Here is an 18,030-nt window from a genome sequence, read left to right as displayed (position 1 = left end):
GTGTATCCTTACAAATTCGTGCCTGCGAGATAGTCTATCGGACCGGGAATGTCATCACAACTCTCTCACATGCCTGAACGGCGACACGATGTCGTAGTCATCGGGGGCGGATCGGCCGGTTATGCTGCTGCTCGGACGGCTCGCGATGCGGGCGCCGATGTGGCCATCGTGGATCAGGGTCCGCTCGGGGGACTGTGCATTCTGCGGGGGTGCATGCCGACCAAAACGATTCTGCGCTCGGCTGAGATCATGGCTCTGATGAAGCGTGCGCGTGAGTTCGGACTGAATCCGGTCACTGCCCAAGCAGATCTCTCCGCCATCGTCGATCGCAAGAACCGATTGGTTCAAGAGTTTGCGGACTATCGCATCGCCGCGCTACGAGACCCGCGGTTCACCTTATATGAGTCCCGCGCCGAGTTCCTCTCCCCGCACGATATTCGTGCCGGAGAGGTTCAAATTCGAGGCGGCACATTCGTTATTGCCACTGGGTCGAGCGCGGCCAACGTGGCTATTCCAGGGTTGGACGAGGCCGGCTACCTGACCAGCGATGAGATGCTCGATGTTCGTCGCCCGCCGGTGTCGCTCCTGGTGTTGGGTGGAGGCCTGGTCGCCGTCGAGTTTGCGCAATTTTTTGCGCGTATTGGAACGAAGGTCACCATGTTGCAACGTGGCACGACGTTGTTGTCCGATATGGATGAAGATATCGGTCAGGCGCTGGCGGAGGCTTTTCGGGGCGAGGGGATTGATGTCATTACCGGCGTGTCATTCCAACGTGTGACCTCCACCCCATCTGAGAGGACCGTGCATTTTCTGCAAGGTGGTGTTGTCCACACGCGATCGGCCGAGACTATTTTGCAAGCCCTCGGTCGTCGCCCCAACCTGAAAGGGCTCAATCTGGAGGCCGCCGGAGTACGTATGGTTGATGGCCGGCTGGTGGTTGGCGGGGATATGCGGACGTCACAGCCGCACATCTTTGCCGTAGGTGATGTCAACGATCTCACTCCCATCGTGCATCTGGCGATTCAGCAAGGCGAAACGGCAGCATTCAACGCGACGCATCCGAATGAGCCCGCGCGGGTGATCGATCACCGGTTGGACACGGAAGTCGTCTTCACCGAACCGCAGGTTGCGGTGGCGGGAATGAGCGAACGGCAGTGCCACGACGAGGCGATTCCGTATCTGACGGCGTCCTATCCGTTTGCCGACCATGGGAAAGCCATGTGTATGGGCGCGGCGCATGGATTTGTGAAGCTGCTCTGTTGCCCGGACGACGGCGCGTTGCTGGGCGCTCAGATTGTGGGGCCGGAGGCGGGCGAACTGATCCATGAGCTGATCGCGGTGATGTATTTTCATGGAACCGCACAGGATCTGCTGCGCATTCCCCACTATCATCCGACGCTCGCGGAGATCGTGACGTATCCCGCTGAGTCCATTGTCGAGCAGATGGGGCGAGCATGAAGCGACCCGTTGCCGCCGGCGCATGGTCGCTTCTGCTGCTGGTGACTCTGGCCTGCGGGCAACAGACGTGGGATGCGGCGATGCAGGCCGGCGAATCGGCCTTGCAACGAGGTGAGTATGAGCAGGCGGAAAAGATTTTTTCTGCCGCCGTTCAGAAGGCAGAAGAGTTCGGTTTGCATGATCGGCGGGTGGCAGTGACCTTGGCTCATTTGGCACAAGCGTATAGCGCGCAGGGGAAGTTCGTCGAGGCTGAACCCGTGTATCTGGAGGCGCTCAAGATTTACCAGGATGTGTACGGTGAGACCCATCTTGATGTGGCGGCCATGTTGAATAATCTTGGCGTTTTGCATCGGAAGCACGGACAATACGCTGATGCCCAAAGACTCTTAACGCGCGCACTTGCGATCAAAGAGAAGCTCCTGGGCCGGGACCATCTTGAGGTAGCGCTCGCGCTGAGCAATTTGGCCGCGATGTACCTGGCTCAAGGTGACGGAGCACAGGCGGGGGACTTGTTTGCGCGGGCCTTGGCCATTCGGGAGACACAGTTGGGGTCGGACCATGCTGATGTGGCCAAGAATCTTGAGGACTATGCCGGCGCGCTGCGTAAATCGGGGCGAGCCGCAGAGGCAGAGCGGTTGGAGGCGAGAGCCGGCGCCATTCGGGCCAAAACGAAGTCGTGACGGCGAAGCGGCAAAGAGTTGAACCGATGGGATATGTCGGTGTAGCGTATTGATTCGTAGGGGCTTAGGGATGATTGATGTCTGATTTGCCAACGAACGCATTGATTGCTCGCGGGATGGGCATTGTGTTTATTGCCGCGGGGTTCATGCTTGGCATTTACGGGTTGGAATTTCCCCATACCATCTGGCTGCAAACGGCGTTGGGCCTACTCGTCACCGGAATGATGGCTCAGGGGTACGCGATGTATTGCTCCATTCGGTGGGGTCGGGAACAGCGTGATGTGGAACGGTAGCCCGGTGATACGTAGCACAGACAAGACGATGACGTGCCTAGGTCGTGGACAGACTCTCGTGCTCCTTCTCTGTGTAGTCGCACTGTCCGGCTGCGGTGGACCCTGGCGGGATCGATATTTGGATAAGGGAGTAAAGAAGCTCACCCAAGACGATATCTCAGAGAAGTTCGGACCTCCGAGTACTACGAAGACACCGGTGCTGGGTGGTGATACGGTGTGGACCTACCGCGTACCCATGGGGGATCGAGAGGTGCACCCGTGGGATCCCGGCAACCTCGCGGCCGGCAAGAAGACCAAGGCTCCTCCCTCGCCCTCCCCATTCGGAAAGAGTCTGGCCGGCAGTGATGAACCGTACCGTGAGCCGCTCTATTGCTACCGATATACGCTTTCGTTCGATGAGGCCAAGCAGCTCAAAGATTGGAAGCGAGAAGAATGTGTCCCGCGTGCCAGTGAGGATGAGACCGCGTCGCAATAACGTGGTTCGAACAACACGATGCGAGAATTGTTGCCGGTTATCGGGTCCAGCGTCTTCTTCGACCTGCTGAAGTCGATTCTTCTCCTCCTTATTCTCCTCATTGTACGGACGGTTCTGGTCCGTTGGATCAAAGGTAATCACACGCTCACCATCGACGCCAAGCGACGGTGGATCGTCACGACTCGCAACAGCATGGTTCTGGGACTGTTTGTTGGACTTGTGGTGATCTGGGCCCACGAGTTGGATGCCTTCGCCGTTTCTCTGGTCGCCTTGGCGGCGACGGTGGTCTTGGCGACCAAGGAATTGATTCTGTGTTGGAGCGGCGCGGCGTTGCGTATCGGCGGAGGGGTCTACGGCGTCGGGGATCGTATCCAGTTGGGAATCTATCGAGGCGTCGTGTTGGAGTACGATGTGTTTGCGACGAAGCTGTTGGAAATCGGGCCGGGTCAGACGTCGCATCTCTATACCGGCCGAATCGTGGTGTTCCCCAACAGTCTTTTGTTTGGAAGTCCCTTGATCAAGGAAAGTCCCTCGCAGGAATATGGCCTCTACGTGTTGTCGGTTCCCCTTCAGAGCACGGATGATTGGCGAGCGGCCGAGCAAGCATTGCTCAATGCCGCCAAGGCCGAATGTGCTTCCTTCATGGATCAAATGGGTCGACAGATGAAATTGCTGGAGCAAACAAACCTCCTGGAAGCGCCCTCCCCAGAGCCACGCATTACGATTCAACTCCCTGAGCCCGGGCGTATTCATCTTGTGCTGCGGTTTCCGGCACCTGATCGCGGGCGGTCGCGGGTCGAACAGGCGATTCTCCGACGCTATCTCAATGCGGTGCGGCAGTAACGTCCTGCCGATCCTTATCCGCATCTTCAGTGAGCCACCGATCTGCTGAACGTGTGAGTTGCCGAACGCCGGCGCGAATGCTCAGCTGCGTAAAAATAGGAAACAATTGGCAAACGTCTCCCTTCAGGGTATTGATAAATCCTGCACGCTGGTCGCTTCGACGTGGAGCCGGGCAGTATATTTCAACCAAGGGGGGCAGTCGATGAGAAGGTCAATCGCTGTAATAGTTGCCGCTGCGTTTGTCGGGATGAGTTCGCTTGCCATGGCTGATGAGTCGGGGTTGGGAAAGATGTCCGAGGGGATGAAGCAGGATATGAGCGGGCTGTCGAATGATCTGAATGCAGAAAAGCAGGATCTGTCGAGTGATCTCAAGGCCAAGAGAGAGTCCATGAAGAGCGAGATGAAATCAAAGCGGGATGAGGCCAAAGCTAAGAAAAAACAGGCCAAAGCCGACATGAAGGCGAAGAAGGAGCAGCTCAAGGCCAAAGGGAAAGCAAAGCGAGATGCGGCTCATGCGAAGGCGAGCGAGATGAGGGGAGCCGCTGACGATATGGCCCACGAGGCCGGTGGGGTGAAGAATGACCTGGCGGATGCTGTGCGGAACTGATGTCGATCGGACGCTGAATCGCGCTGAGACTCGATAAGAACGGCCTGTGATCGGGAAGTGTCCGATCACAGGCCGTGTTGTTCTGTGGGGCTCAGTTGTTGCGACGAGTTGGCTCTGCTAGAATCAGCCCCGCCGCATGAAAGTCGCAACCTTCAACGTCAACTCGCTCCGCAAGCGACTCCCCATTGTGCTGCAATGGATTGAACGCCATCAGCCCGATGTGCTCTGTCTGCAGGAAACGAAGGTTCAGGACAGCGAATTCCCGCTAACAGCGCTTGCCGCCTCCGGTTACGAAATCACCTTCCGCGGCATGAAAGCATACAATGGGGTTGCGATTCTCAGTCGTACAAAGCCGGAAGGCGTCTGGTACGGGTTCGACGACGGGGGAGACGTGGAGGATGCGCGTCTCTTGCGAGTGGTGATTCAGGGCATACCCATTATCAACACGTACGTTCCCCAAGGTTTCGAGATCGACTCACCCAAGTATCAATACAAACTTGGATGGTATGAGCGCTTGCGCAAGCATTTCGAAGCTCATTTGTCCCCGAAGGAGCCGGCGATCTGGTGTGGAGACATGAATGTGGCCCCAAGACCCATTGATGTCCACAGCCCGGAGAAACATCTGAAACATGTTTGCTACCACGAAGACGCGCGCAAGGCCTATGGGAAGACGGTTGCGTGGGGCTTCGAAGATGTCTTCTGCAAACTGTATCCAGATCGCCAGCAGTTCACGTTTTTTGACTACCGTGCGCCCAGTGCTCTTGCCGCCAATAAAGGGTGGCGGATCGACCATATTCTTGCGACCTCGCCCTTGGCTCAAAGGTGTCAGCAGGTCGATGTCGATTTAGAACCGCGTCGCGCGACGGATCCTTCTGACCACACCGTGCTCTGGGCTGACTTCTCACTCTAGCAGGCCGTTCATCGAGCCCTCAGGACGGCCTCTCCTTTCAGAGAGCGGTTCAGTGTGCTGTACTGAACCTATTGCCTTGTCTTCCCTGCGGGCACGGCCCGCAGGGAAGGTTTGACTCGTATGTCGAGTGCCGCGGTCGTCACTTTGACCCTGCCGCCGGCGTATTACCGCAACACTTCGACTGGCTCCAGTAATAATTGTTCAGCAAGCCGAGTCCGGCGATTTTGTTCGATGAGGGGATCGACGATCGATCCGCAATTAATGCAGCGCCACACAAACGTTTCCGGTGAAAAGTCCGGTCGCCACTCATCGACCATTAATCCTTTGCATCGTCCGCATGTCATGGTTGCCACCTCCTTAGGATTGTGCCCTTACTGATGGTGTAAAGGCCGTGCCCATGTGAGTGAGAGAGTAGCAACGCCAGATTAAAGAGGTGTTAGTGAGATGTTAAAACCATTTAATCCTGATTTCCCAGCAATATCAGGGCCTTCACTTTTTGGTTTAGACAAATTCGGAATGGAAGTGAAGTATTCTGTCCAAATTTTGGGCTGTGATGAGAGGCGTGATGGTCAGGTACGTCTCATACGAGTGGGAGATGATCACGAAGCGAGCAGGCCGTCGCATTTGATCTGCCCGAACGAATCTACCGTTGCACCGAAAAAGAGAACGGCCTACTGAGCGTTCCCTCAGTAGGCCGTTCCTTCATTACTCAATCTTTAATCCGTAGTTCGGAGCAGTTCCTATGACCGCGGGAGATCAGTCCCATAAGAGCACAGGGACAAAGGCTTAATCTTTCTTGACGATTCTCGGATAGGCCATGGCCTCCATAAGTGTGGGGAAGAGATGGGGTCGTTGCTTGACGTTGCACCTCGCTCACACAACTAGCCTGCTGTTGAAAAGTCATCCAGCGCAATGCCCAGCCCAAACCTTTTGTGTGCACCAAAATGGCACAAGAGATCCTGCGAAAGCACACCGAGCCAGGCTCGCCCTGGATAAGACAAGAACAGCATGAATTACGACTCTAGTAATATTTATTAGATTGAGGTATTTCTTTGAACATTATTCAGGTCGGCCTCTCCTAGGGACAAGTCTTCAACCGGAGGCTTCATCATCACGACACATCCTGAGAAAGAGTTGTCGCCTGCTGCGCTCTTGCGCACCGTGCGCCGGATGATCGCCTGGACAACCGCGCTCCGACAGCATCACCTGGCGACGAGGGAGCGCGGAGGCTTGCATCCTCAGTGTTTCCAGGAAGATCACCAAGGTGCCGTCACGATCGTGATGGTACCAGCCTCGACCCCGCTGCTCGAATCGATGCGGTATCTGTCGCCGGAACAGATCGGCAAGTTGCCCGATATCGATGCCCGGAGCGATCTCTATTCGCTCGGTGTGATCCTGTACGAGATACTGGGCGGGCATCCGCCCTTCCGCCAAGATAATCCCCTCGATCTCGCATACCAGCATCTGGCCATGATGCCCAAGCCGCTGTCGCTCTGGGCGCCGGTTCCTCAACCGCTGAGCGACATGGTCCTGCGGCTGCTGGCGAAGGCTCCGGAAGCACGGTACGCCTCAGCCGCCAGCCTCCTGCATGATTTGACTCACTGTGAGCGAATGCTGCTGGCCGCTGAGACACTCGCTCCGTTTGAATTGGGACAATTCGAACGGGGTTCTCAATTTTTGATCAGCCCAAAACTCTATGGGCGCGAGTCCGACATCGCTGCCCTGAAAGACATCTATGCGCGCGCAGTTCAGGGGACAGTCGTGCTCGGGCTGGTATCAGGCTATTCCGGAATCGGAAAATCAGCACTCGTGTGGGCCATCCTCCCGCATGTGACCGCGGTGGGCGGCACGATCGTTGAGGGCAAGTACGATCAATACCATCATGAGACGCCCTACTCCGCAATCGTCGAAGCCTTTCGAGGCTTGCTGCGCCGAATCCTCTCCGGCACACAGACCGACATCGCGGTCTGGCGCGAACGAATCACGGAGATTCTAGGCGGCGACGGAGTCGTCCTGACCAATGTGCTGCCGGAACTGGTCCAGCTGATCGGCCCCCAGCCGCCAGTGCCAGAACTCACTGACGCCGCGGCCAAGTCCAGGTTCAATACGTTATTCACCGCCTTGCTCAAGGTGTTCGCCAGCGCCTCGCATCCGCTGGTGCTCTTTCTCGATGACCTTCAATGGGCCGATCTGTCCTCCCTGGCGCTCATCCGCACGTTCGTCCATGACGCCGTAGGGGCCCATTTGTTACTCATCGGAGCCTATCGGGACAATGAAGTCGATCAGCACCATCCGCTCGCCCAGCTGATTGCGGACATTCGTCCCAACCAGTCGCTCGTTGCTGAATTGACCCTGCGGCCATTGAAAGAAGAGGATCTCTCCCAACTGATCACGGATTCGCTGCATCGCCTTGAGGAACCGGACAATCTGGCCCGATATGTGAGAACGCACACACAGGGGAATCCTTTCTTTGTCCGGCAGTTCATTACCCACATGGTTCGTAAGCGAGAACTCGTGTACGACCTGTCGCGCAATCGATGGCAGTGGCGATGGCAGTGGCGGCACGGCGCCACAGGAACAGAAGATAACCAGCGCGGTGTTGTGGCGCTCTTGCGAGAGCGTCTGGATGCGTATCCAGCCCTCACACGCGACACGATGGCGGCCGCGGCCTGCATCGGCAAACGCTTCTCCCTGGCGCTGCTCGCACAGGTGCTGAGCCTCCCTGCGGATCAGGTCTTGGTGACACTGGCTCCGGCACTCCAGGATGAACTCGTGCTCCCCATCGCCGATACGGATCAGGCGCATGAGTTTCGGTTTGCCCATGACCGCGTCCGCCAAACCGCCTACGCCCTCTGTGATCGCGACAGCGCACAGCAACTGCATCACACCATCGGTCTCAGCATCTGGCGGATGCTCCCCCCTGACGCGGTGCGCGATGCCGTCTTCAGCATCGTGGACCAGCTCAACCTGGCCCTCCCCTTGGTGACGGATCCCGCACTGCGGCTGGACGTAGCCCACCTCAATCTGCTCGCCGCGAAGCGGGCTCGCGCATCCTTAGCCTACGATGCCAAACTCTTGTACCTGCGGGCTGGAGAAACCTGCCTGCCGGAGCACGTCTGGACGACGCACGCTGCGCTGGCCTACCAGCTCCACCTCTCGCTCGCCGAAACCTGTTCGGTCTTAAGTCTGGAAGAGCCATTCCAGCACGAAGTCCGGACGCTGCTGGCCCACGCGCAGACGCCATTCGACCGGATTCGCATCCGCATTCGGCAGACGATCCATCTGTGCCAATCAAGCCAGATGACGGAAGGCCTGACGGTTGGATGCCACGCCTTGGCAGAAGTCGGCATCCTCGTGCCGGCTCTGGATGATACCGACCATATCCACAGTATGTTCGACCGCGAAGTCTCACGATTCTATGCCCACGTCGGTGAAACGGACCGTCACCAGTTTTTGCTCAACCTGCCACCGGCACAGGACCCCATCGCTGAGCAGATCCACCGACTAATCGGCGCCATGGGTGATGCCACGACGATTACCAACTCTCCGCTTCTGGGTCTCTTGGGTATCATCGGCACCAATATCAGCCTGACACATGGCCGCACCTCCCTGTCGCCATTGATGTATACCCTGCTCGGCCAAGGGTTGATTCGACGGCGGGCAGCCTATGCCGAGGCCACAGCACTGGCGACCATCGCGCTGAATCTGTGGGAGCAGCACGGGCAAGATGGATGGGCGTTCGGTCGCATGCGCGTCCATCACGCCTGGTTCATCCTGCATTGGAGTGCCCATATCGAGGATATCCTGACGGTGGCAGAGGACGCCCTCATCCTGACACGCCGTGCGCACGATCCCATTTATGGCGGGTATCTGCTCAATATTATCACCATCGCCCTCTATGCCATGGGGCGTGGCACACACCAGGTGCTGGCGGCCCATGCGCGTGTCGTCGCGCATTGCAAACCCTTCCCGGCCATGGAGGTCATCGTGGGGTTTACCCAATGCTATGCCGGCGCTGCCGCCGCCTTACGCGGCGAGACAACGTCCCTCACGTCGCTCGATGGCGCATTTGTCGACGAGGGCGAGTTTACCGCGCGTTATCGGGACATGCCGATGGTCTTAGGATTGTGGCAGGGCGCCCGTGTGCCATTGCTGGGGTTGGCCGGATGCTGGCAAGAGGTGCTGGACGCCGCCGATTCCGACGAACTTGCCGCGTCGCCCCCTTTTATCCCGCATCGGGCCATCCGCTTCTGGCGCGGGGTGGCCTGTGCCGGCTTGGCGACTCTCCCCGGCCGGCCTGCGCAGTACCGGACGGAATTAGCGCACGCCATCGAAGAGATGAACACGTTTTTAGCGGCGGCCGAGGAGAACGTCGCGCACTACGCGTGCTTTTTGCGCGGCGAAGCGGCGCGTGTAGACGGACAGGCTCACGCCGCCACCCAGGCCTATCGCGAGGCGGTGACCGCGGCGGGACGCGGCGGGTTTCTCATCGAGGAAGCGTATTTCAACGAACGTTTGGCCGACTGGCTGGAACAGCAACAGGCGCCCGTCTCGCAATACGTGCAGCCGCTCCTCGACGCGCATGACGGGTATGCCCTGGCACAAGCCTATGCGCTTCAGCACCGAGTCGCTCTTCGGCTGCTCGCGCTGGGCGTGGATCCGCTCACGCGCGAGGAAGACCGCATCCTTGACGCGGTGAATGCCCAAGCCGTGGTCCGCGCCATGCGGGCCATCAGTTACCATGTGGATCTGGCAACCTTGCTGCCCAACTTGCTCAAGTTGATTCTGGAATTGTCCGGCGCCGACCGCGGGGCCATCGTGCAGTATTCCAATGATCTCCTCACCATCGAACATGCCCGTGGGATCCATACCTCCAGCCGGCTCCCAGAGGAGTTGGTTCGCTATGTGCTGAACAGTGGGAACAGCATCGCACTGGATCGTCCGTCGAGCCAACCCGTCTCCGACGCGGACCAGAACAGATGGCAATTCGACGATGCGACGCATTTCAAACGCGCGCGGGCCGCGTCGCTCCTCTGCCAGACGATCGACCGCCGCACACCGGCACGGCGCGCGCTCTATCTGGAATATACCCACCTATCCAAAGCCTCCTGGCCCGCCCGACAGGAAGTGCTCACCTGGCTGGGCATCCAAGCCGCCAATGCCATTGAAAACGCAGAGCTGTATACGCATCTCGAACAACGGGTGCAGGAACGGACCGTCGCCCTCTTGGAGGCCAACGACCAGCTGCATAAACGGGAACAGGCCTTACTGGCGGCGCGAGACGCCACGGAAAAAATTGCACAGGCCAAGATGGACTTTCTCGCTCATATGAGCCATGAGATTCGTACGCCCATGAGCGCCATCATCGGCATGGTCGATCTGGCCGCCTGTGAAAATACCCCGGACCGGTTGCGTAGCAGCCTCAAAAAGATTCAGCATTCCAGTCATCATCTGATGAAAATCCTGGATGAGATTCTCAACTTTTCCCAGCTCGAATCGGGGAAAATCCCCGCCGAGCGGACAGAGTTTCTTCTCGACCAAGTTTTCCGGATTCTCGTCGACCAGACGATCGACCGCGCGACCATGAAACAGCTCGCACTCCTCTGGCGGATCGACCAGGCGGTACCACGCGGTCTCGTGGGAGATGCCCTGCGTATCAGCCAGGTGCTGCTGAACTACCTCACGAATGCCTTGCGCCATACAGACCGGGGCGAAATCGAAGTCTCCGTGTCGGTCGACAGCCGCGAGGACCATCGCGTCCTCATGCGATTTGCCGTGCGCGATACCGGATCAGGCATCGACCCCGCCCTGCACAGCACGCTGTTCCAAGACTACCAACAACTCAACGTCGACCTGCCCCGTCGTATGGGCACCACCGGCTTAGGCTTAGCCATTAGCAAGCGCTATGCGACACTCATGGGCGGCAGCTGTGGCGTCCACAGCGTGCCTGGGCAAGGATCCACCTTCTGGCTGACGGTCCCCTGTGAGGTGGGACCCGACGCCACCAGAAGCGCATTAACCGATGCCGTGCGCGGCCACTCGGTGCTGTTGGTAGAGCCGCATGACGCAGTTCGCGAGTCCCTGGCCAACAACCTGAGTGAATGGGGCATGGCGGTCACGGCTCTGCGATCGGATCAAGAGGCGCTCGCGATCCTGGACGCGCAGGGCCCACCGCCAGATGTGCTGATCATCTCCTACCCCTCATCAGGACCGGTCACGTATGAGCTGTTACGCTGGGAACGGCACATGAAACGCGTGGGGGCGGACCGAACACTGCTGCTGCTCCCGCATCGTAATACGGCTGTCGCCGGCCTGGCAGCAGATTTCCCACACCGCATGACAAAGCCGGTGCTGTCCTTTCAATTGCTGGAGGCGGTCGCGGCTCGTCTCGGACATGTGCAACACGAGGACTATGCGCCGCAGGCCCTCGAGGATGCCGAAGCACTCGCCCAACTGACGCCATTTCGCGGAGCGCGAATCTTGGTCGTGGACGATGCGCCGCTGATCCGCGAAGTCGCCGTTGGATTGCTCGAGCATGCCGGCTTGAGAGTCGATACGGCGGAGAACGGCGAAAAAGCGCTCGTCCGGCTTGAACTGGCGGCCAGCGAACAGGACCCGTACGCCGTAGTGTTAATGGATTGGCAAATGCCCATCATGGATGGGTTCACCGCGACGACACAGATCCGCAGCCGCCCCGAGTGGGCGCAGTTGCCCATCATTGCCATCACGGCCTATGCGCTGCCGGACACACGACGGCAGTGTCTCCAGACCGGCATGAACGATCTCGTGACCAAACCGTTTCAGCCAGCCGGCTTATGGAACATCATGGTCCAGTGGCTCACACCCCAGCACGCGCCCCAGCAGCCGCAACCCACGAGCCTTGCATCCGGAGCAGCACCTGAAGGGGAGCAGAGTCGGGCGAAGAGAGCGGCGGCTTTCGTGGCAGCCCTCGGCAACGTGCCCGGCCTGAACCTCGCGGAGGCGATGGGATTGATTCCCGGCAAAGAGGAGAAGTACATCTCGTACCTCAATGCCCTGCTTCAGGACTCCCTCAAATGCTCCCGCTTGCTGGAACAAGCCGTCGCCGAGTCGTGCTGGTCGGCCGCCGCAAAGCAGTTACATGTGCTCGGCGGAAACTGCGCGATGCTCGGAGCATCGACCCCGCGGGCACTCGCGCTGATGCTCGAACAAGCCGCGTTGAAGTTTGAGCACCGCGATCCAGTCCCTGATCTAGCGCTCTCGATTCGCCACCTGCTCAACGAATTGGCCGCCCTGCGGCAATCGATTACAGACCGGCTCGCCGCCGCCGATTTGTTAGAGGCAGACGAGCGTTCCCTTTGAGCCTTTTCTGCTGAGCGCTTTCCGGAACGCCGGGCAGAGAGGCTCCGCGATGAAGAAATCCACCGGGCTGCCCCCAATTGCTGTGGCTGGCTCTGCGCAACATTACTGCCGGCTGGAGCCGGGCGACGCGGGACTGGAAGGCGGCGATGAATCAATTCCCCATCCTGTATGCAGAGCGGTTCAATCCAAGTGTGGCGTGAAGCGAACCCGCCTCACACACAGAAAATCTGACAAGCCCCCTGCATTCCGGACGGAACCGCCGAGTTTCTTGACAGAATGCCACCCATCCTTTATCGATTGAAGTGACGTTGTGCATCCGCTAGTCCACGGCATGACTGTGGGTCTGTGTGGTGTCAGTCATGAGTATAAGTGTTGTCTGAACAGTCCGGCACAGGCGTACAGACGATGGTGCATCAACGTAAGCAACGGTGAGAGGCGCCGATCATTCACATGGCTCTGCCCCTAATTTGCCCGCAGTGTGGCGAACACAATGTATTTCGGTCGCGCTGCACTACGTTGAGAGAACGGGTGCAGGCGCTCGCCTGCATTGCCCCGTTTCATTGTCAGTCCTGTAGTTTCCGTTTTCAGGCCTTTCGGCTAGGACGCAGCTATCCGGCGCAGATGCTTGATCGCCGTCAGCACCTGCGGATTCCTGTTCACCTCTTCTTGTCGTTTTCAGGCGGAAAGGTGCGGGGCGAAGGAACGGTGTTGGATATTTCGATGGGCGGGTGCATTATCGAGAGCCAGACGCCGGTGCATGTGGACGATATTTTTTATCTTCAGATCGCGATTGAGAATGAGCAGACTCCGCTCGAAGTCGCCGCGATGGTGCGTTCCGTGAGCTCGCGCGGTATTGTGTTCAAGTTTCTCCGATCGGCACAAGACAACAAACGCCTCCTTACATTCGTACACGCCAAGACCGAATCTGTCGACGTGAGTCCCTCCACCTAATTTCTTTGGCAGTCGCACCAGCTCGCGCGCGAGCCACTGCAGGTCGCGTCGCACGAATCACCGCATGTCGGCCTTGGCCTGAGCGAATAAAGGCCCTCGTGCGGAGGCGGCGTTTTGTTCGGCGTTTCTGTTAGAGTGGTGTTTCCCAGGCGGAAGCCTGGGGATACTCGATCAGGAGGCGGTCGTGTTCGGAATGGTCGAAGGGTTCCACGAGGAGGTCTTCAGGGTTCAAGGGTTCAGTGCAGGCGGGTGAGGACAGGAAATCGACATACTCTTGGGCGTTGGCTTCGGTAGCAAATCGACAAAGGCCGTACTCGGGCATATGTGATGATGGATGCCAAAAGGCTAGGCCGATGGAACTGCCCTGAAACACTCCCAGAGAGCGGTGTCGGACCTGGAATCCTCCAGGGGTATTGGTGGAACGATCGAGTGCCATGCCGGTTTCCATTGAGCCGTAATGAGCGATACGAGGTGAGTATAGCAAGCTTGTGCAGCGATCGATACCCGCAATTTACGTCAACGATTGACTTCTCGGGTGAAAGCCTTAGGTCTTGAAGATGCATGGCCTGTGAAAGCCAGCGCGAAGGAGGAAAGTATGGTGATGTCACTGATGCGTTCAATGAGCGGAGTCGTGCTGTTTGCTGCAATCCTTATCCTCTCCGGCTGCGGCTATAACGACTTGCAAGGTCTTGATGAGGATACCAAGGCGGCTTGGAGCGAGGTGATCAACCAGTACCAGAGGCGGGCTGATTTGATTCCGAATCTGGTGAATACGGTGAAGGGATATGCCGCGCACGAGAAAGATACGCTGGAAAGCGTTGTGGCGGCTCGTGCGAAGGCCACCAGCATTCAAGTGACGCCGGAGTTGCTCAAGGACGAAGCCGCGTTCAAAAAATTCCAAGAGGCGCAACAGGGGCTGTCGAGTGCGTTGGGGCGGTTGCTTGCCTTGGCCGAGAATTATCCCAACCTCAAGGCGGATCAGGGCTTCCGTGATCTGCAGAGCCAACTCGAAGGCACGGAGAATCGCATCACCGTGGCCCGCAAGCGGTATATCGACAAGGTTGCGGAATTCAATAAGATGGTTCGTTTTTTCCCCACGAATCTCACGGCCAAGTTCCTTCTGCATCTGGATGAGAAGGCTAATTTTACCGTGGCCGACGAAAAGGCGGTTGCCAAGCCACCGGAAGTGAAGTTCTAACGTCGATCTCGTGAGGCAGGGAACGATTGCGATGCGGATGATGGGCCGAGCAGGGTGGGGGCTCCTCGTCGGATGGCTGTGGCTCACAGGGGTGGCCAGCCTTCCAGCCGTAGCGCTGGATGTGCCGCCGCTCAGTGGTCGCATCGTGGATCAGGCGCATGTCCTCCCGCCGGCCGTAGTCGAGCGACTCACCGCCGATCTGGCGGCGCACGAAGCCAAGACGTCCAATCAGGTGGCGGTCCTCATCATTCCATCGTTGGAGGGCGAGCCGCTGTTTGACTTTTCCCATCGAGTGGCCACTGCGTGGAAGTTGGGCCGCAAGGGGTCCGACAACGGCGTCTTGCTTCTCGTGTCGATCAAGGATCGACACATTCGTCTGGAAGTCGGCTACGGGCTTGAAGGGATGCTGACCGATGCGCGGTCGGCCCAGATTATCCGAAACGAGATTGTCCCCCGATTTCGAGCCGGCGATGTTCCGGCCGGCGTCACTGCCGGGGTCCAAGCCATCTTGCGTACGATTGAAGGGACCTACAGTGCACCCGAACATCCGGCCGCTACTCCTTCTTCGAGTGATACCTTTGCCAATGTTGCCTTCGCGGTGATCCTGGGAATCGTCGTCGGTCTCTTCTTCTCGCGCGCCAATCGGGTGGTGGGGCCTGTTGTCGGGGGAGGCCTTTCGTTTCTCGCTGCCCCATGGGTGACACCGGCTTTGATTGCCGGGGCCGTGAGCCTAGTTCTGGTCGGTCTGCTGAGTGGGGTGGGGCAGGGACCTGGGCCGGGACGGCGGAGAAATGGCAGTCCATTCGATGGCACCTGGTTCAGCACACAACAAGGCGGCTGGGGCGGTGGCGGTTTCGGCGGATCGTTCGGAGGATCAGGCGGCTTTTCCGGCGGTGGCGGCGATTTCGGAGGAGGAGGCGCCAGTGGCGACTGGTAGAGGGCCGGTGCTGACGGATGAGGAGCGAGCGCGGGTCGAGGCGGCCGTGCAGGCGGCCGAGCAACGAACCAGTGCTGAAATTGTGCCGATGATCGTCGGGCGATCCGGTGTGTATCGCGAGGCACAGCATCGGGCCGGATTATTGAGCGCGGTCCTTGTTCTGACGGCGCTGCTGACGATTGAAACCGCCTGGCTTCCTTGGGGGTGGCATGCCGCGAATGCCTTCTGGTTGCTTGGGGGGACCATGGTGGCCTATGTCCTCGGATCCTTGGCCGGGACATGGCCTCCGGTGTTGCGACTTTTTACATCCCGCGAGCGGATGTATCAGAAGGTGCAGTTGCGGGCGAAATTGGCGTTTGCTCAGCATGGTCTCGCGCAGACCCGCGAGCACACAGGAGTTCTACTGCTGGTGTCCTTACTCGAACGGCAGGTCTCTGTGTTGGTAGACCAATCCTTGCGTGATCGGATCACCAGCGAGCAGTGGCAGGAAGTTGTTGCGGTGGTGGTCGAACGACTGAAGGTCGGCGATCTCGCAGGCGGTCTCTGCTGCGGCATCGACGCCAGCGGAAGGTTGCTCGCTCAGGCCTGTCCTGCACGTGCCGGCGACAACCCCAATGAGCTGTCGGATCGGGTGATCCAAGATACCTGACTGTCGGGTATTACCGGACAATAGACGGCTTCCTCCAGTTTCGCTACAATCCCCAGTAATGTCGGATCCCGCCGTGTCCGTTGAACCATCTCGACCAGTTCCGGATGAAACCCGTTCCGTCGTCAAGGCGGCGGGCCTTATCGGCGTGGCGACCTTGTCCAGTCGCATCCTCGGTTTTGTCCGCGACATGGTGTTGGCGCGACTCTTTGGCGCCACGCCGGCAGCCGACGCATTCTTTGTCGCGTACCGCGTCCCCAATTTATTGAGAGAGCTGTTTGCCGAAGGGTCGATGTCCGCCGCCTTTATTCCGGTCTTTACCGAATACCACACCCTCAAGACTAAGCGGGATGCCTGGGAGCTGGCCAGCGCTACCTTCACGACGCTGCTGACGATCGTCACTGCAGTGACCCTGGTGGGTATTCTAGCGGCGCCCGGGATTGTCTGGCTTCTTGCCCCGGGTTTCCACGGGAGTCCGGACAAGCTGGCGCTGACGACGCTGCTGACGCAGATGATGTTTCCCTATCTGATCTTTATCAGCCTGGCCGCCTTGGCGATGGGGATTCTGAATTCGCTGCGCGCTTTTGCGGCGCCGGCCTTCTCGCCGGTCTTTTTCAATATTTTCACCATTGCCTGCATGGTGTTCCTTGCGCCCTGGTTGTCGGAGCCCATCATCGGCGTGGCCATCGGCATCGTGGTCGGAGGGGTGGCGCAATTTGCGATGCAGCTGCCGGGCTTAAAAGGCCGCGGGATGTTGTTCGGCTTCCGGTTCCAGCCCGGCCATCCGGGCGTAAGACGTATCGGGTGGCTGATGGTGCCATCGTTGCTCGGGTTGTCGGTGACGCAGATCAATATCACCGTGAGCACGATTTTGGCGTCGTATTTTGCCGGCGGACCGACCTATTTGTTTTACGGCATGCGGCTCATTCAATTTCCACTCGGCATTTTCGGTGTGGCGCTCGCGACGGCGATTCTTCCGACGCTCTCCGCGCAGGCCTCCCGTGGGGCGTTGGATGAGTTGCGGACGACGATCGGATTTGGGCTCAGAATGATTTTTTTCATCATTCTGCCGGCGATGGTGGGACTGATTCTCTTACGGCATCCGATTGTGCATCTGGTATTCGAGCATGGGTCGTTTACCAAGGCCGATACGCTGGCGACGGCGACGGCGCTCCTCTGTTATGCCGTCGGGTTGTGGGCCTTCGCCGGAGTGCGTATCATCGTGTCGGCATTTTATTCTCTCCAGGATACGCGAACACCGGCGATCACTGCAGGGATTGCGGTCGGGGCGAATATTCTGTTGTCTTTGTGGCTGATGACGCTGCTGGATGCCGCGGGGCTGGCGCTGGCCACGGCGCTGGCGTCCATGCTGAACGGGAGTATTCTGGTGGCCGTGTTGCACCGGCGTCTGGGGCGTGTCGATTGGGGCTCGATTGTACGGTCGGCGTGTCGCGTGCTGGGAGCCTGTATTCCGGTGACGGCGATGTGCCTCTGGGTGGCAAGTGCCTCTCTATGGGATCAGGATGGTGCGTGGGTTCTGAAATCCGCAGTCTTGTTTGGTGGAATCGGAGCCAGCGTGATCGGATATCTTGGGGTACATATCATGCTTGGATCAGAGGAATTGGATGTGGTGTTAGGAATGGTAAAACGGAAATTCGGACGTGTCGCTAAGAAGTTTGGAGCGGCCTGAT

The 18,030-nt window shown here is 58.6% G+C and carries 15 protein-coding genes; 13 read left to right on the top strand and 2 right to left on the bottom strand.

Annotated features, from left to right (window positions below; genetic code table 11):
- Nucleotides 1-48 precede the first annotated feature (48 nt).
- From V9G17_09665 to xth, 7 genes are all read left to right on the top strand, one after another.
- Nucleotides 49-1,458: an FAD-dependent oxidoreductase gene (locus V9G17_09665; protein MEI2752860.1), complete on the top strand. Its 1,410-nt coding sequence runs from the start codon at nucleotides 49-51 to the stop codon at nucleotides 1,456-1,458.
- Entirely contained in the window at nucleotides 1,455-2,138 is a 684-nt protein-coding gene (locus V9G17_09660; GenBank protein ID MEI2752859.1) for a tetratricopeptide repeat protein, read from the top strand. The genes V9G17_09665 and V9G17_09660 overlap by 4 nt, the downstream gene beginning before the upstream one ends.
- Before the next feature lie 77 nt (nucleotides 2,139-2,215).
- Nucleotides 2,216-2,431, top strand: coding sequence for a hypothetical protein (locus V9G17_09655; GenBank protein MEI2752858.1), 216 nt, complete (start codon nucleotides 2,216-2,218; stop codon nucleotides 2,429-2,431).
- 118 nt (nucleotides 2,432-2,549) lie between these two features.
- Nucleotides 2,550-2,906 carry a hypothetical protein gene (locus tag V9G17_09650; GenBank protein MEI2752857.1) on the top strand — a complete coding sequence of 119 codons (357 nt, stop codon included), beginning with the start codon at nucleotides 2,550-2,552 and terminating at the stop codon, nucleotides 2,904-2,906.
- Between the two features lie 18 nt (nucleotides 2,907-2,924).
- Nucleotides 2,925-3,749, top strand: coding sequence for a hypothetical protein (locus V9G17_09645; GenBank protein ID MEI2752856.1), 825 nt, complete (start codon nucleotides 2,925-2,927; stop codon nucleotides 3,747-3,749).
- A 58-nt stretch (nucleotides 3,750-3,807) separates the two neighbouring features.
- Complete coding sequence (locus V9G17_09640; GenBank protein ID MEI2752855.1) at nucleotides 3,808-4,356, top strand: hypothetical protein; 549 nt, start codon at nucleotides 3,808-3,810, stop codon at nucleotides 4,354-4,356.
- A 136-nt stretch (nucleotides 4,357-4,492) separates the two neighbouring features.
- The gene (gene xth, locus V9G17_09635; GenBank protein MEI2752854.1) at nucleotides 4,493-5,266 is read left to right on the top strand and encodes an exodeoxyribonuclease III; all 774 of its coding nucleotides are present in this window, start codon (nucleotides 4,493-4,495) and stop codon (nucleotides 5,264-5,266) included.
- 164 nt (nucleotides 5,267-5,430) lie between these two features.
- Here xth and V9G17_09630 read toward each other — a convergent pair whose 3' ends face one another.
- The gene (locus V9G17_09630) at nucleotides 5,431-5,610 is read right to left on the bottom strand and encodes a hypothetical protein (protein MEI2752853.1); all 180 of its coding nucleotides are present in this window, start codon (nucleotides 5,608-5,610) and stop codon (nucleotides 5,431-5,433) included.
- Nucleotides 5,611-6,436: 826 nt separating this feature from the next.
- Between V9G17_09630 and V9G17_09625 the strand changes: the two genes are divergently transcribed.
- Complete coding sequence (locus V9G17_09625) at nucleotides 6,437-12,607, top strand: AAA family ATPase (protein MEI2752852.1); 6,171 nt, start codon at nucleotides 6,437-6,439, stop codon at nucleotides 12,605-12,607.
- A gap of 450 nt (nucleotides 12,608-13,057) precedes the next feature.
- Nucleotides 13,058-13,558 (top strand): PilZ domain-containing protein, encoded by a 501-nt coding sequence (locus tag V9G17_09620; GenBank protein ID MEI2752851.1) that lies wholly within the window; start codon nucleotides 13,058-13,060, stop codon nucleotides 13,556-13,558.
- 130 nt (nucleotides 13,559-13,688) lie between these two features.
- Here the strand turns inward: V9G17_09620 and V9G17_09615 are convergent, their stop codons facing one another.
- Nucleotides 13,689-13,994: a hypothetical protein gene (locus V9G17_09615; GenBank protein MEI2752850.1), complete on the bottom strand. Its 306-nt coding sequence runs from the start codon at nucleotides 13,992-13,994 to the stop codon at nucleotides 13,689-13,691.
- 159 nt (nucleotides 13,995-14,153) lie between these two features.
- Here V9G17_09615 and V9G17_09610 point away from each other — a divergent pair, with 159 nt between their 5' ends.
- From V9G17_09610 to murJ, 4 genes are all read left to right on the top strand, one after another.
- Nucleotides 14,154-14,756: a LemA family protein gene (locus V9G17_09610; protein MEI2752849.1), complete on the top strand. Its 603-nt coding sequence runs from the start codon at nucleotides 14,154-14,156 to the stop codon at nucleotides 14,754-14,756.
- 31 nt (nucleotides 14,757-14,787) lie between these two features.
- A complete protein-coding gene (locus V9G17_09605; protein ID MEI2752848.1) occupies nucleotides 14,788-15,693 on the top strand; it encodes a TPM domain-containing protein in 906 nt (301 codons plus the stop codon).
- Nucleotides 15,680-16,342, top strand: a complete 663-nt coding sequence (locus tag V9G17_09600; protein ID MEI2752847.1) for a TPM domain-containing protein — start codon at nucleotides 15,680-15,682, stop codon at nucleotides 16,340-16,342. The genes V9G17_09605 and V9G17_09600 overlap by 14 nt, the downstream gene beginning before the upstream one ends.
- A gap of 73 nt (nucleotides 16,343-16,415) precedes the next feature.
- Nucleotides 16,416-18,029: a murein biosynthesis integral membrane protein MurJ gene (gene murJ, locus V9G17_09595; GenBank protein MEI2752846.1), complete on the top strand. Its 1,614-nt coding sequence runs from the start codon at nucleotides 16,416-16,418 to the stop codon at nucleotides 18,027-18,029.
- The last annotated feature ends 1 nt before the right edge of the window (nucleotide 18,030 follow it).

The sequence above is a fragment of the Nitrospira sp. genome (assembly GCA_037045225.1).
Classification (GTDB): domain Bacteria; phylum Nitrospirota; class Nitrospiria; order Nitrospirales; family Nitrospiraceae; genus Nitrospira_A.
Note: the sequence above shows the minus strand (reverse complement) of the source record. Positions and strands in the feature narration are given on the sequence as shown.

Bases quoted from the DNA above. Each gene is read 5' to 3' on its own strand.
- V9G17_09665 (MEI2752860.1), top strand. From the start codon at position 49: ATGTCATCACAACTCTCTCACATGCCTGAACGGCGACACGATGTCGTA.
- V9G17_09660 (MEI2752859.1), top strand. From the start codon at position 1,455: ATGAAGCGACCCGTTGCCGCCGGCGCATGGTCGCTTCTGCTGCTGGTG.
- V9G17_09655 (MEI2752858.1), top strand. From the start codon at position 2,216: ATGTCTGATTTGCCAACGAACGCATTGATTGCTCGCGGGATGGGCATT.
- V9G17_09645 (MEI2752856.1), top strand. From the start codon at position 2,925: ATGCGAGAATTGTTGCCGGTTATCGGGTCCAGCGTCTTCTTCGACCTG.
- xth (MEI2752854.1), top strand. From the start codon at position 4,493: ATGAAAGTCGCAACCTTCAACGTCAACTCGCTCCGCAAGCGACTCCCC.
- V9G17_09630 (MEI2752853.1), bottom strand. From the start codon at position 5,610: ATGACATGCGGACGATGCAAAGGATTAATGGTCGATGAGTGGCGACCG.
- V9G17_09625 (MEI2752852.1), top strand. From the start codon at position 6,437: ATGATCGCCTGGACAACCGCGCTCCGACAGCATCACCTGGCGACGAGG.
- V9G17_09620 (MEI2752851.1), top strand. From the start codon at position 13,058: ATGGCTCTGCCCCTAATTTGCCCGCAGTGTGGCGAACACAATGTATTT.
- V9G17_09615 (MEI2752850.1), bottom strand. From the start codon at position 13,994: ATGGCACTCGATCGTTCCACCAATACCCCTGGAGGATTCCAGGTCCGA.
- V9G17_09610 (MEI2752849.1), top strand. From the start codon at position 14,154: ATGGTGATGTCACTGATGCGTTCAATGAGCGGAGTCGTGCTGTTTGCT.
- V9G17_09605 (MEI2752848.1), top strand. From the start codon at position 14,788: ATGCGGATGATGGGCCGAGCAGGGTGGGGGCTCCTCGTCGGATGGCTG.